This is a genomic window from Moorena bouillonii PNG (assembly GCF_001942495.1).
Lineage (GTDB): Bacteria > Cyanobacteriota > Cyanobacteriia > Cyanobacteriales > Coleofasciculaceae > Moorena > Moorena bouillonii.
Genome location: NZ_MKZS01000001.1, coordinates 5,847,465 through 5,862,342, shown reverse-complemented (window position 1 = coordinate 5,862,342; position 14,878 = coordinate 5,847,465). Strand labels below are relative to the sequence as shown.

Below are 14,878 nucleotides of genomic sequence, written 5' to 3'. Positions count from 1 at the left end.
TGTGGCTAATCCCCCAAATCCTTATGGGATAAGGTTTCTAGCCAACGAATCGCACCGACGGTTTCCATCCTTTGGGTTTTTCACCAATTTTTGGGAGGCTGTCGTCGTCCAGATAAGATGCTTTGCTGGTGTAAGATTCCTCGGTAATTGTTAACTTGATTCCGTACTCATAACAAAGTTGCTTTAATCGTTCGATCAATCTTTTAGTGGGAATCATGACAAAATTCTGATTACCACTTTTGGCCATATTAGAACAGTTCTTCTGACCTTCGTTCCAGCCAATTATCAGATTACCAATGCGGTCATTCAGGCACCGATTAATGATAAACCTAGCAGCCTTGTTAATGGCATCTCTCATCTGGTTATTGCGCTTCCGTTGTACCCGTTCGCGTAGCGTCGCCTGAGGCCGAAGGCCACGCTACGCGAACGGCGAATCGAGGTTGGAATCCCAGTAAAATTCGGGCTTCCCCTGCTTGTATTTTGCAACTAATCGGCAATACCCCTGATTCATCGACTTGAGTTTTCGACCGTCAATAATCAAGCTTTTTCCAAGGGTTGAAACACCAGTCAACCAGTTCGTTCCACCGTGATCAAAACTCCAAGCTTGGGAGTAGTCGAGGTACTGGTTATCAGATATCGGTTCTTTGCCGTCATCAATTACCCAGTCAATCCACAGTTCTCCTAAGTACGGGCGAACAGTTACCTCTTTCACCCAGTCCGGATCTATAAAATCCGGTGGCTCTAGTACTATTTCGGTGATTAGTTCAGGCTTGGTTTCTTTGCTGATCGATGGGTAAAATAAACCTTTTTTGTAGTTGAGTGCTTGACGAGGAAAAGTAACAGCAGCCAATCCCCCCTTTTTTCTGTACCTAAGCAATTTTGGTCTGTCAACTTTACCTTTGTAATAAAGGCCGACCAATTGGTTGTAACTAGCAATGGATTCCCCTACTGTCTTTAATGTCTGTTGAGCTGACTGAGCAGCCATAGCCTTATAGTGTGGACTCAGTTTTAACGCTTTATCTAACTCTGGGTATTTTGTGTGGCATTTGTAGGTTTTCCAACCAGATATGAGTTCATCTCCCCTCCAATAAGTCGTAAAGGACTCTTCTTGCTGCTGAAGCCAGCTATAGTGTTTCTGTTTCGTGTAATAAATAGCACAATTAATCAAGCTGTTTGCTTGCTCACATTGAAACGCCCAAAAAGCATTTTCTTCGTCAGTGAATGATGCTTTTACAGGAATTGTTTTGTACAACTTACTATCACCTCCTTGATCTATTATAGACAGGACGGTTTAAAACCCGTCGCGTCCGTTTCATCCCGGAGACGAAACCTTAGACAGGCTCGCTAATGAGGGTCGGCAGGTTATGGGTAAAAGGTTTAAGTTAATTGAATAAGGTGAGCCTATCTTACGGTAACTTCAAACCCTCTTTAAAAGGTAGGGGTTCTCACCTTCCCGGATATCTTGATAGGTGGGGCATAAATAAAGACATCTAAAACAGGATTGTTAAGTTATCAGGACTTACCCAAAACTGGGAGAAAAACACCCTTATCTCCAATGCCTTTATCTATTAGGGTCGTAAGAGAAACCCTAAAAATAGAGAGAGATAGAGTTGCTGCGTAAGTCCTATCTAACTTTGTCAAGCTAATTACGTCGTCAAAAATATCTTGGACTGGAGTCCAATTGGCGAAATGTGGGCATCAAGTATCAAAGATCAAGTATCGAGCGTTTCCCCCAACACGACGAGCGACACCTATCACGTAATTCCGCCAGTTCCAGCCACGTTTATTTTCAATTTTGTGCCTTTTGATACGTTTTCAACCACAGATCCGGAAGAGCCATCGTGGTCAGAGTTTTAATCGGGGTAGTTATGTTGCTAAAGGATACCTAAACGGCATCACCTACCTTAGAGCAACGACAAAGACATTTTCCAAAACAAACCCTTCCGGTCTAAACCGGAAGGGTTATTATCATAAGTTGACCCCAAGCAATCCTGTAGCTTAACAAAACTTAACCAAAATTTATCCCGGTTAACCCTTCCCGATTAGCGGGTGTTCATGGTAAAACTCATCAGTATAGTGAACCTCCCAAAGTACACTCTACTGATGACCATGAAAAAATTGACCTTGCTACAGCAAACTTTGTTCCTCCTTCTTAGCTTATTTTTTTCCGTAGTGGCAACCCCCCTGCCAGAAATTGCTGAAGCCATGCCAACTCTGGTATCTAGCCGACAGCAGTATAATCAACAGCTCAATGACCTTCTCCATCAAGCACGAGAGTTTGTAGATGCTGGTGACTATGAGGAAGCTGTTGCTATTTATAAGGAAGCAGCTGAGCTGGAGCAGGGAAACCCTAAGATTTTTTCAGGCATTGGCTACTTACAGGCAAGTCTGGGCAAATTCCAAGAAGCAGCCGCCGCTTACAAAAAAGCGATCGCACTCGAGCCAGAAAATGCTAATTTCCATTACGCACTCGGTTACAGTCTCGCCAATGCTGGGGACAATGCTGGTGCTGCTACGGCCTATCGTCGTGCCACTAAACTGAACCGGGAGAATATTAACGCCTATTTTGGTTTGGCCATTACCCTGCTACGTCAAAAGGACTATCAAGGCGCTATAGAAACCTATGAAAAAATCCTGGAAATTGAGCCAGACAATCTAACAGTATACCAGTTAATCGGTGCAGCCTGGTTAGAGCAGGAAAATGCTGAAGAAGCCATTAAAGTGTTCCAAAAAGCAGCGGAAATTGCTCCGAACGAAACCCGTATCCAACTAAGTTTGGGCACAGCTTGGTTGATTCATGGGGATGAGATGGCTGGACTGGCGGCTTTTGAAAAAGCGGTGAAATTAGCCCCTCGTAATCCTGACATTCACCTCCAGATCGGTCAAATCCTGGAATCAAAAGGGAATTTATCCAGTGCCCTCAAAGCATTTCGTCGAGCAGTTTCTGCCCAACCTGATTTAGTAGAAGCACAGGAGTACATCGGGAAAATTCTTCTAGCCCAAGAACAATATGTACCAGCAGTAGTGACCTATAGACGTTTAATTGAACTGGCTCCGGAAAATGCCCAAGCTCACTATAACCTAGGAGTAGCCTTAAAAAAACGTTCTCGCGTCACCGAAGCCCTCACTGCTGTGGAAAAAGCCCTAGAACTTTACCAGAGTCAACGGGATAACCAAGGTATTGAGCAGACCGAGTCTCTGCTGAAGCAACTGCAAGAGTTTCTATAAGGATCAGCACAGGTCCAAATCTTTTGGATCTATTCCTTTCGCTTTTAATTGCGACCGCAAGGCTTTCATACGATTTCTTTCTTGCGCCAAGGTTTTTTGAGCTTCCTCTAAAGCTTCCTCTGCTTGCTCTGCCCGTTGGCGCTCTTGTTCTGCCTGTTGTTGAGCCGTATCTTTGAGCTCACTAATTTCCAAATAGCTAGCAAAGCGATGCTGCGCGGTCTTGGGGAGGCAGCGCGGTCTTGGGGGTCTCCCCCATGAGCGACTGCCGTGGTTTCCCCCATGAGCGACTGCATCAAGACACCGCTGTCCATTCTGAGCTGATAAACCTATTTTATCTAAACTAAAATTTTTATATGGGTTGTAAACAAAATAATTGCTATAAAATGCAAAAGGCAAGAAGCAAAAAGCAAGAGGGGCAAGAGCTAGGGAGTTTTATTAAAGACTAAAAAAAGACCATTAAAGTTTACATATCATTTATAAACCCTATACCAACGGTTTCAGAGGTCAAAAACCGAAACTATCAATCCGCACCACTTCGGTAAATTTTTGTTAAAGATTACCTAAAAATTCCGTAAACTCCCTGGCTTTCCCAGGAGGAAAATAAGAATTTAGAGGTAAAATTCGACTGCTATAGGTACTCCAGACAACTAGCTAGTTGTGCAGTAGCAAAAGATGACTAATCGGCAAAGTAAGCCCTCAACCAGAGGGCTAGGGATATTGCCCTTAACTGAGGGAGCCATAACCCTAATCGGATGGGTGGTTATTGCTTTTTCTGGGAACTATGCTTTAGCCCAGATTACCCCTGATCAAACCTTGGGTAATGAATCTTCAGTGGTAACACCAAATTCAACGATTAGGGGAGAGCCAGGGGACTTGATTGAAGGGGGAGCAGCGCGAGGTAGTAACCTGTTCCATAGCTTTCAAGATTTTAATGTTGGTCAGCTACAGCGGGTTTACTTTGCCAATCCAGCCGGAATCGAGAACATTCTGTCTCGGGTGACCGGGAGTAATATCTCCAACATTCTAGGCACTCTTGGTGTCGATGGTGGAGCGAATCTGTTTTTACTCAATCCCAATGGCATCGTGTTTGGCCAGAATGCCAGGTTGGATGTGGCAGGTTCCTTTGTCGCCAGTACAGCCAATAGTTTAGTGTTCAACAACGGTACAGAATTCAGTGCCACCAATCCACAAGCCCCCCCTTTATTGAGTATTACTATTACTCCCGGATTGCAGTATGGCTTGAATCACCCCAAACCAATAATCACTAACGGTGGTTATTTAGTAGTGGGGCAAGACCTCACCCTAGCTGCTGGCAATCTTGACTTACAAGGTCAACTAATTGCTGGGGGAGATGTGACACTCCATGGAGAAGATACAGTTCAAATACGCGATAGTATCGGGCGACCATTTATTGCCGCTGCTGGCGGTAAGTTATTGATTCAGGGCAATCAAGGAGTGGATATATTTGCCTTGAACCATCCAGACAGTGGTCTGTTTTCCGGTGGGGATCTGGTTTTGCGTACGCAAAATACTGTCGCCGGTGATGCCCACTATTGGACTGGTGGTAATTTCCGGATTGAACAGCTCGATGGCAGTCTCGGAGATTTGTTTAGTCCCGATGACCCGATTATTCGCTCAGTTGGGGATGTTAGTTTCAACAGCTATCTAGGCACCTCCCTACATATCTTGGCAGGGGGAGCGGTAGAGATCGACTCTGTGATCATTACAGGCAATGAAACAGGTACAGAAGGAATAGACTTTATTTCCGAAGCCATTACCTTATCTAATGGCACAGTAGTCGATATTAATGGTCAGACTGAACCGACTCTTGATATTCGTGCTGGAGTAGATCCCACTGAAGTTGGTATCCCTGGACTGACAGGCAACCAATTCTTTGGTGACTTGTTCAATTTGAATCTCTTTGGCAGACCCACTATAACCAATACTGCCACCAGTGCAGATATTACAATCGGCACCATCGCTTTTGCTAATGTCAGTATATTTGACTTCAACATATCTCCCAATGATCTGTTGGCAGGAAAGGTTTTGCTAACCAATCAGTACAAGCCTAATCCTTCACTAGCAGGAGATATTGAAGTTTCAGCGACTCTAGGTTCGTTAGTGCCAACCCTGGAAAATCTAGCCATTCAGAACGGTGAACTATCCCAGGGAGGGTCAGTTACTATCGATTCTCGCGGTAGCATTACCCTCAACGGTATAGTTAATACCATTGCTATTCCAAATAATAATCCGTTTAATCCTTTCTCTGGCAATGGCGGTGATGTCACGTTTTTGGCCAATGATAACATCACCCTCAATCCAGGTTCTTTCATTGTTTCTGGTGGAATAGTAGGGGGTAAGATCACCCTCAACAGCGGTAGCAATTTTTTGCTTGATGACGCTGGTGTTCTTACCTTTACAACTGGAGCAGGTGTAGGAGGAAATTTAATTGTCAATGCCTCTGAGTCAGTGACATTAATTAATAGAGAAGGGTTAGCCTTCAGCAATTTCGAAAAATTGCTCAACTCCTTGAGCAATTCAGAACGCCTACAACTGATCCTCCGAGAAGTTTTGAATGGGTCTGGCTTGGGAACGATTACAGCTGGACCAGGGGACGCTGGGAACTTAACCATTAACACTAGAGGAACCTTGAGTATCCAAAACCAAGCCCAAAACCAAGAATCAGAGAATAGTCAAGCTGGAGCTACTACAGCTATTAGAAGAGATTTTACTCCCAACACTGGAGCTACTACAGCTACGACAAGAGATAGTAGTGGCAACAGTGGAAATTTAACTGTTTACGCTGAGTCGGTGGAAATTGTGGGTAACGAAACGGGTCCATTTATCCCTACTCCTAACGAAGAGTTAGCCTCCGCTATCAGAGAGATTTTCACAGGGTTGACGACTGCTACTGAAGGTACTGGAAAGGGAGGGGACTTAACCATTAATACCCAACGTTTAACACTTAAGGATGGAGCTGGAGTAGCCGCAGGAACTGTTGCCACAAGTCTAGAAAAAGCAGGGGCTGGGGGAAATTTAAGCATAAATGCCACTGAGTCAGTGACATTGTCGGGTAAGGCTGCCTTGGCTACCGGTACCTTGAACTCAGGTGATGCCGGTAAGTTGGAGGTCAAAACATCTACATTGACTCTCCGGGATGGAGCGGTGATTGCTGCTGATACCACTGGTTCAGGGAATGCTGGGGAATTAAAGATTCGCACCGAGAAACTATTCGTGCGTGATGGCTCAAGAATTGGCGCAGCAACAGGAAATGAGGGTAAGGGAGCCAATATAACAGTCATGGCTTCGGACTTGGTCGAGTTAGTTGGCACTGCTATGGATGATCAGAATAATGTAGTTCCAAGTGGTATATTCGCTAACTCTCAATTCATTAACGATGAAAGAAATGAACTTGGCGATGCTGGAAGCATTAACATTGATACAGAAAAGTTGATTGTCCGGGATGGGGCAGTTGTATCGAGTTCTACCGAAGGCGCTGGGGCTGGTGGGACGATAAGTATTGATGTTAATACTCTCGAAATTACTACTGGTGGACAACTTCGCACCACTGCCTTTGGGGAAGGTCGGGCTGGTGACATTACCCTGAATATCGATCTCCTGAATATGGATAACAGGGTGGTGATCGCAAATCCCAATAGCGGACTGTTAGCAGAGACTCAAGGCGCTGGGGCTGATGGAACGATCACGATTACTACCCCAGAGCTGACAATCCAGGATCAAGGGCAGATTTCTGCATCTACCTCTGGTACAGGAACCTCTGGAAGCATTGTTGTTGAGAATGCTGACTCTGTCGAGCTTGCCGACAACAGCTCAATTTCAACGGAGGTAAGGGCTGATGTCATTGACCGCTCTAAACTAATTGAAAGAAACCTCTGTGCTGCGGGTCAGAGCAGTGAATTTACTGCCACAGGTAGTGGTGGCTTACCGATTTCTCCCAAGGAAACCCTAAACCCTATTGCTACCTGGGACGATTCCCGTATCACTGAGCAACCTCAAACTAGGATCAGAAAAGATCGGTCAAGGTCAAGGCAGGATCAGCAACCTCAAACTAGGATCACGAAACGTCGCTTAAGGTCAAGGCAGCATCAAATACAGATTAATCAACCACAGACCAAGAACCCTAAACCTAAACAAATTGTGGAAGCCCAAGGCTGGGTTATGGGTGCCAACGGCAAGGTAATTCTCACCGCCCATCCAGTAATAATGACTCCGAAGGGTACTTGGTTACACCAAGTAGATTGTCCGATGCTTCAGGAAACCCTTAAGCGGCTGCGGTAAGTTTTTCTGGGAAACCAGAGCGTATTACCTGATAAGGGTAGGTTTTTTACATTTGGGTCGGGAGTCGGGAATCGGGAATCGGGAGTCGGGAGTCGTTAGAAGCGGGAAATGGGAAGCTTAACAAGGAGGAAGCCAGAGCATCGATCCCCCTCCCGTCCCCCTTAACAAGGGGGAAGCCAGAGGATAGATCCTCCTCCCGTCCCTCTTAACAAGATAGATCCCCCTCCCGTCCCCCTTAACAAGATAGATCCCCCTCCCGTCCCCCTTAACAAGGGGGAAGCTGTGCGATCGCTTTTCCCTGCTCCCTGTTGCCTGTTACTTGTTGCCTGTTGCCTGTTCCCTGTTCCCTAAAAACCTGGGAGTATTTACCTCACCGAATTGAGAACTGCCATAAATGAAGCGCCTAATTCAGTTTATTGTGATTACCTTGTTGGGGCTAATCTTAAGCCGTGGTGTACACGCACTACCCTCTGGTTTCCATCAGCCATCAGCCATCAGCCATCAGCACTCAGGCATCAGCCATCAGCACTCAGTAATTAGCGATCAAAACTCAACCCTCAGCAACACCAAGCAGAACCTAACAGTAAGCAGGAGGCAACAGGAAGCAGAACCCACGAAACACTACTTGCTGTTGGAAGCAGGCAAACAATACTACGATGCTGGACAGTATTCTGATGCTGCACGAGTATTGCAGCAGGCAGCACAAGCTTATGAAGCCACAGGAGATATCCTCAACCAAGCCCAAGCCCTGCGTTTGCTGTCCTTAGTGACTCAGCAACTTGGGGAATGGGATAAAGCCCAAGCAGCCATTGACTCCAGTTTGTCGTTGCTAGAAACCGTATCTAGGGGGAGTGAACGAGTATTGGCTCAAGTGTTGAACACTCAAGGGCGTTTGCAATTGGTACAGGGAAATGCTGAAGCTGCCCTGAACATCTGGCAAAATGCTGAAGCACTGTATGCTAAAGCCAATGATCGGGTTGGTGTACTTGGTAGCCAGATTAATCAAGCCCAAGCCATGCAATCTTTGGGACTTTACCGTCGAGCCAAGAAGCTACTAACTCAGGTAAGACAAACCCTGCTGGCACAACCGGATTCTCCTCTAAAAGCGATTGGCTTACACAATCTTGGTAATGTGTTTCGACAAGCAGGGGATTTAGAGGAATCTAAACAGACCTTAACCGAAAGTTGGACAGTCGCACAACGAATACAATCTTCCCAATCCGAGAGTCAAGGGTTGCTGAGTTTAGGTAATACTGAGCGAGCCTTAGCCACAAGAGCAAAAGAATCCAATAACAACAAAGCATTCCAGCAGTATATCCAAGACGCTATAACTCACTATCAACAAGCAGCAGCAACCACCACCTCACCAATCACCCAAATTCAAGCACAATTGAATCAGCTAAGTTTATTGATCGAGACAGACCAGGAGAAATCTGCTCAAGCCTTATTGCCACAAATCCAGACATTACTAACTAAATTACCATCCAGTAGAGCATCAGTTTATGCCCACGTAAATTTCGCTCAAAGTCTGATCACGATCAGAAATGGAGAATTGCGATGCTCTGAAAGAGCCCCTACGCGATTGACCTTGGCCAAAAGGCCACGCTACGCGAATGGTCACGCTACGCGATCGCACATTTCCACACCAATTACCAATTCCCAAGACATTGCTCAACGACTCAACACAGCCATTGAGCAAGCTAAAACCCTAGAAGACAAACGAGCAGAATCCTATGCCCTGGGCACCCTTGGTAACTGGTTTGAACAAACCAACGATTGGTCAAATGCCATAACCTTTACCAAGTCAGCACTTCTGATTGCCCAAGGGATTAATGCAGCGGATATTGCTTATCAGTGGCAGTGGCAAATGGGACGTATACTGAACGCTCAAGCCGAACAAGCCACTACCACCAGAAATAGTAATACCGAAGCAGTAAACGACCTGATCCAGGATGCGATTGACCTTTGGTCACGCTCCGCGATCGCTTATTATACCCAAGCCTCTAATACCTTAACGAATTTACGCAGTGATTTAGTTACTCTCAATCCTGACATCCAGTTTTCCTTCCGAGAACAAGTAGAACCGGTTTATCGACAGTTAGTTGATTTACTATTGCGTTCTCCTCAACCAAGTAACGATAATCTCAAACAAGCCCGTGATGCTATTGAAGCACTCCAGCTTGCTGAAATCGACAACTTCTTTCGAGACGCCTGCGCCAAGCCAGAAAAGGTTAACATTGACAATTTAGACCCCACAGCAGCCGTCATTTACCCGATTATCTTAAAAGACGGCTTAGCGGTAATTTTCAAATTGCCTGAACCAGATAACTTGCGTTACTATATCCATAGTAACATATCAGAAGCTCAAGTAGACAAAGCGGTCAAAAACTTTAGGAATGTCCTAAGAAGACGTAGCACTAGTATTAGCAAAGTCAAAAAAGAATCCCAACAAATTTATGACTGGCTAATCAGACCCTTTGAAGAAGAACTAGACAGTCACCCTTCAGGAGACCAAAGCCCAATAAAAAACCTAGTATTTGTCCTAGATGGGTCATTACGAAATGTTCCTGTAGCAGCCCTTTATGATGGCAAACAGTATTTAATAGAACGGTATGCTGTAGCTGTGACCCCTGGCTTACAGCTAGTGGACCCCAAACCATTACCACGGCAACAGCTCAGAGCCCTAATTGCTGGAGCTACTAACGCTCCCAGCTTTAAAAAAGAAGGTTTAGGCCCAATCGATAACGTAGCATTCGAGTTAACAAAAATTGGGGAACAGGTAAACCGTAGTCAGAAACTCGAAAATCAGGAATTTATCAAAGAAAACCTGCAAAATCAACTAACCGCAGCCTCTTTCAATGTTGTTCATATTGCTACTCACGGTCAGTTCAGTTCCAACCCAGAGCAAACATTTATCCTAGACTGGGATGAACGCATCAAAGTCAAGGATTTAGATAACTTACTGCGGGTGAGTGACCCCAGTGGCACCACCCCCATTGAACTGTTGTTGTTGAGTGCTTGTCAGACTGCTACTGGGGACAAAAGAGCCGCTTTAGGACTAGCTGGAATAGCCATTAGAGCAGGAGCACGCAGTACCCTAGCCACCTTGTGGCAAGTTAATGATGGCTCTACAGCCGAATTTATGAATCAGTTCTACCAACAGTTAAATAATCCACAGTTGACTAAAGCGGAAGCCCTGCGAAATGCTCAATTAGCGTTTCTGAAGAAGAAATATCCCAGCACAGACTACCATCGTCCTCATATTTGGGCACCGTTTATTTTGGTTGGGAATTGGCTATAAATTCCAGTCTGTTTCAGTTAAAGGTTGAATATTAGAGGTTGAATGTTGAGAGGTTGAATGTTGCCGGTTGAATGTTGTAGGTTGAATGTTGCAGGTTGAGAGGTTAAATGTTGTTCGCCCCGTATTCGGTGTAGGGTAGGTTGTCTGTTATAATTCTAACTTCTAACTTCTAACTTCTAACTTCTAACTTCTAACTTCTAACTTCTAACTTCTAAAACGAGCACCGCTATAATTTACTGAAGGTTACCCAAAATGTTTGTTTTAGAAATTGTTTCTACGAAACTTTGATCAGTCAATAGCTTAATCCAAGCAGTTTCAAGAGTCATATTTTGTGGATCTTGCAGCCGTAATTCAGCTAGCTCAGTTAGGGTATCATACCATATGTGATGCTTGCCATAAGCTGCAATTCTCTCTAGAGGAGTATTAGCCCCATTTAACTCCCTTTCTAGGTCTGGAGACTGGGCAACTCGGCGAACTAGTCCTGTCACAGACGCTGGAGTTGGAAATTGATTGGATAATTCTGTAGAAGGGCAATTGATCTCTAGATTCCAACGATAGGTTTGACCAACTTCCAAGGACTTTTCTGTCTTAGGAAGCCTAATACTAACAATGCCTGGCTGGTCTGGTAGGTTGAAAGATTTTCGGTAAAGATCGTTTTCCCCATCCTCATCCTGCAAGGAAAATTCTCCCGACGGTGCATCCTCTGAGGTGTAAGGTATATATATCCAAAAGGTTGGATAATCACTAACCGTTAAATCCAAATTATAACCACCTACTAAAGGAGTCAGTAGTGGAAGCTCTGCCTTGTATAGGCAATCACCACGGGTTCCCGTACCGTGAGGAGCAGAAGGAGTCCCATTGTCTGGGGGTTTGGGATTGATAAAGTAAATTGGTACTTGTGGTATTTGCCCAAGACTGATGGATTGATCAGCCTCTACTCGGGAGACCAAGAAACAGCTGATCCAGCCAACAAAGACTAAATTAGAGGCAAATAGGTATTTAAGCCGAAATAATTTAGTTAACATGATAACTCAAAATTCAGATCAACATCGACAGATGTTTACCTGATACATCGAATTGATGGATTCAGATTAACACCCCTGTATATCACCACTATTTCCAGATAAAATCAGGTTAATTGTTGTGATTATTAATTAGGAATTAGCCATACAAAACTAGGGTTAAAAACCCCATTTTTTTCAGTATGTCCACCCAAAATTTGTTCCTATAGCAGTGGAAGTAAAAGTTAAGACATAGTTCTGCTCCCTGCTCCGTTCCCGTAGCCTGAACCACGGCTTTAGTTCCTGCTCGTTTTAAAGCAAAATACGATCTACCAAACTATACTTCTATTGCTATATCGCCCCGATTTATTATAGCATCAACTACTATAATGCTTGCCTAAAGGGGGGTTATCAAAAAGTATTTTTGGTTATTGGTCATTTGTAATTATCAAGAGATTTAATGTAGATCACAAAAGACTAAGGACTAATGACTAATGACGAGTCAATGACTATGATCACTTTTGTAAACGACAGTAAACGACTACACTAGTAGCCACCAATGCTATAGTAGCGGGAATTAATGGCACCCAACCACCTGTTACTATCAGCAAAACCGAGCAACTTCCATATAAAACAACCAAAGCAGTTCCAGTACCCAACACGACGGAACGCAGCACGTTAAAGTTTCCAGCAACCGTACCCCCGAGCGCAGCCCAGCACCAAATCCAGAGCGCTTCACCAGGCTCAGACCACCACCAAATCAACGGTCGGTTATCCAGCACTGCACTGAGGATGTGACTGATCATCTGTGCCTGAATTTCTATCCCACTCATGGTCTCAACAGACCACTGACCACCACTGTAGGGTGTGCGCCAAAAATTATCATTAAAACTAGGCGCAATGGTACCGATGATCACAATGCGATTCCTGACTAAGTCAGGATTGAACTGATCCGTGAGAACCTCTGCAAGGGAAACGGTCTCAGCAATTTGACCGGAAGCTCGATAATTCAGTAATAGTTGCTGACCACGAGAGTCTAGATTGTGATATCCACCAGAATCCTTTTCTAGGGTCTTAAAAACTGTAGTGCCAAGCTTTAAGTAATTTTCTGTCACCTCCAACTGGATTCCTAGATCAGCCAGATAACGTGTTGCCAACTGGACATTAAATGAGTAGTAGCTCTGACAAGGAGATGGTGACCCTACAGCCAACAGATGGCGACGGATAATGCGATCGGGGTCGAGTAAAACATTATTAAAGCCTTGGCGAACCTCTGGGACTTCTGGAGGTGGGGAAACTCCTGGGTCTCCGTATTGGCAGATGGCAAAAAAGTGATCACTAGTTTGCATCCGAGTCGCTAAATCCTGGTATTCCCCTCCCACAGGATTCTCCCGATAAATATCCAAACCAATAGCTCTCGGTTGATACTGCTCCAGCTTTGCCAGCAGTTTTGCTAAGGAACGATCCGATAAGGAGGCGGCTCTTCTTTCTTCCTTAGGTTGAGACTGCACATCCTCTTCAGTGATTGTCACTAATAATAGTCGTGGATCTGGTCCTTCATTGGGTCGCAGCCGCATCAACTGGTCAAACCCTTGCAGTTCCCAGGGCTGGAATAGGCCAAGCGATCGCACTACCATTACTAAGCTAGTCACCACTATGCTAGATATCAGCACTGTCTGGACACTACGCCTCTTGGGTTTCCCTGAGACCGATGGTATTTCTGATGGTATTTCTGATGGTATTTCTGATGGTATTTGCGATGGTATTTCTGACTCTTGGCACAAATCTGCCCAAGCTGGGGGTTCTTGTCCTAGATTCTGGTAAATTACTGGTAACCAACTGGCGCAGGGAAACTGACGCTCCAACCCCTGCAATTGCTCCCGTGCTTCCCGCGCTGCCAGATATAAAGACTTACCATTAGCAAACCCCTTCAAAAAATACTTCAAAAAGTTTTGAGCGACCTGATCTGGCACCAACTCCCGCATTATAATCATTTGGGGAATTTGCAAATCATGGAGTTGCCTTGCCAATCCCAACCCATCACAAGAATTGAAAATTGCCAGTTTTAAGCCCTGTGCCACGGCTTTTTGGAAGCCATAGCGCAGCTCATCAATGGTTAAGCTATCGATGGGATTAATATAAATTCGACCGGTTTCCCCCTCTGTCTCACTATGTCCTGCGAAAAAGATAATATCCCAAGGTTGATCCCATAACTGGTCATTGATTTCGTGATGTTTAGGCTCCACCAAAAAGACTGTTCTTACATGAGGTAACTTCTCCAGTAGTTGTCGATCTGCCTTAATATTAATACCAGCACTATGACCTAAAATTGATAAAATTCTAACGTTAGATTTCCCGGTAGATACAGGAAGTTTATCGGGTCGTTTAAACTGTGTTCCACTCAGAGCAACTTCAGCATTGGGGTAACGCTCAAAAAAATCCCACAGATGCCAAGGCAGCTTTTGTAACTGGGTATTTTCCGTGCGAATCAGTACCCGAATCGCTTCTTCTGGGTTTAACTCTTCCCGTAATCGCTTATCAATAGGACGAAACTGTTCAGAATCGAGCCATCGTTTGAGTCTATTACCTAATTCTTTCGCTGAATCCCGACATTCCTTGAGCCGTTGGCTAATGGAACCACCATAGATAACTTTTCCGGGCTGGATTCTTGCGGGTGAACCTAGGCTCCGATATTTTTGGAGCCAATGGTATTGTAAGTAAGTAGTCAGTTCTGAAGCTGCAGGCAAGTAACCTGTCATTTCGAGTGTTGGCCGTGACCCTTCTTCACCAATTTCTAAGCGTACCTGAAACCCCTGCTGCTGGGAATCACCATCTAGACTCAGGACAACTAACTTTCCCATTTTTGGTAATTAGTTATTAGGTATTAAGTATTAGTAATCGATAACAATCTTCCCCATTACCCGTTACTTCTTAATAAATTTTATGCAATAGGGATGGATTTATAGACGATGCTTTCCCTGAGTCAGTTTCTCATTGAACCTCCCCACCCTGTAGAGGGATGGGGATTCCCCGGCACAACAACTATGTT

The 14,878-nt window shown here is 44.7% G+C and carries 6 protein-coding genes and 1 pseudogene; 3 read left to right on the top strand and 4 right to left on the bottom strand.

Translation table 11 applies throughout. From position 1 onward, the window contains the following. Positions 1-55 precede the first annotated feature (55 nt). Positions 56-1,252: pseudogene (locus BJP37_RS23765) on the bottom strand (RNA-guided endonuclease InsQ/TnpB family protein); the annotation flags it as partial. Positions 1,253-2,103: 851 nt separating this feature from the next. On the opposite strand from BJP37_RS23765, the gene BJP37_RS23760 reads away from it, so the two are divergent. Then, positions 2,104-3,228, top strand: coding sequence for a tetratricopeptide repeat protein (locus BJP37_RS23760; RefSeq protein ID WP_229415431.1), 1,125 nt, complete (start codon positions 2,104-2,106; stop codon positions 3,226-3,228). A 3-nt stretch (positions 3,229-3,231) separates the two neighbouring features. Here the strand turns inward: BJP37_RS23760 and BJP37_RS42840 are convergent, their stop codons facing one another. Continuing rightward, positions 3,232-3,624 carry a hypothetical protein gene (locus BJP37_RS42840; RefSeq protein ID WP_075902483.1) on the bottom strand — a complete coding sequence of 131 codons (393 nt, stop codon included), beginning with the start codon at positions 3,622-3,624 and terminating at the stop codon, positions 3,232-3,234. A 276-nt stretch (positions 3,625-3,900) separates the two neighbouring features. Here BJP37_RS42840 and BJP37_RS23750 point away from each other — a divergent pair, with 276 nt between their 5' ends. Both BJP37_RS23750 and BJP37_RS23745 read left to right on the top strand, forming a co-directional pair. Further along, positions 3,901-7,527, top strand: a complete 3,627-nt coding sequence (locus BJP37_RS23750) for a two-partner secretion domain-containing protein (RefSeq protein WP_075902481.1) — start codon at positions 3,901-3,903, stop codon at positions 7,525-7,527. Between the two features lie 394 nt (positions 7,528-7,921). Next, positions 7,922-10,828, top strand: a complete 2,907-nt coding sequence (locus BJP37_RS23745) for a CHAT domain-containing protein (protein ID WP_075902479.1) — start codon at positions 7,922-7,924, stop codon at positions 10,826-10,828. 233 nt (positions 10,829-11,061) lie between these two features. Here the strand turns inward: BJP37_RS23745 and BJP37_RS23740 are convergent, their stop codons facing one another. Both BJP37_RS23740 and BJP37_RS23735 read right to left on the bottom strand, forming a co-directional pair. Then, positions 11,062-11,853 carry a DUF928 domain-containing protein gene (locus tag BJP37_RS23740; RefSeq protein ID WP_081431302.1) on the bottom strand — a complete coding sequence of 264 codons (792 nt, stop codon included), beginning with the start codon at positions 11,851-11,853 and terminating at the stop codon, positions 11,062-11,064. Positions 11,854-12,344: 491 nt separating this feature from the next. Then, positions 12,345-14,690 (bottom strand): CHASE2 domain-containing protein, encoded by a 2,346-nt coding sequence (locus BJP37_RS23735; protein ID WP_075902477.1) that lies wholly within the window; start codon positions 14,688-14,690, stop codon positions 12,345-12,347. Positions 14,691-14,878 lie beyond the last annotated feature (188 nt).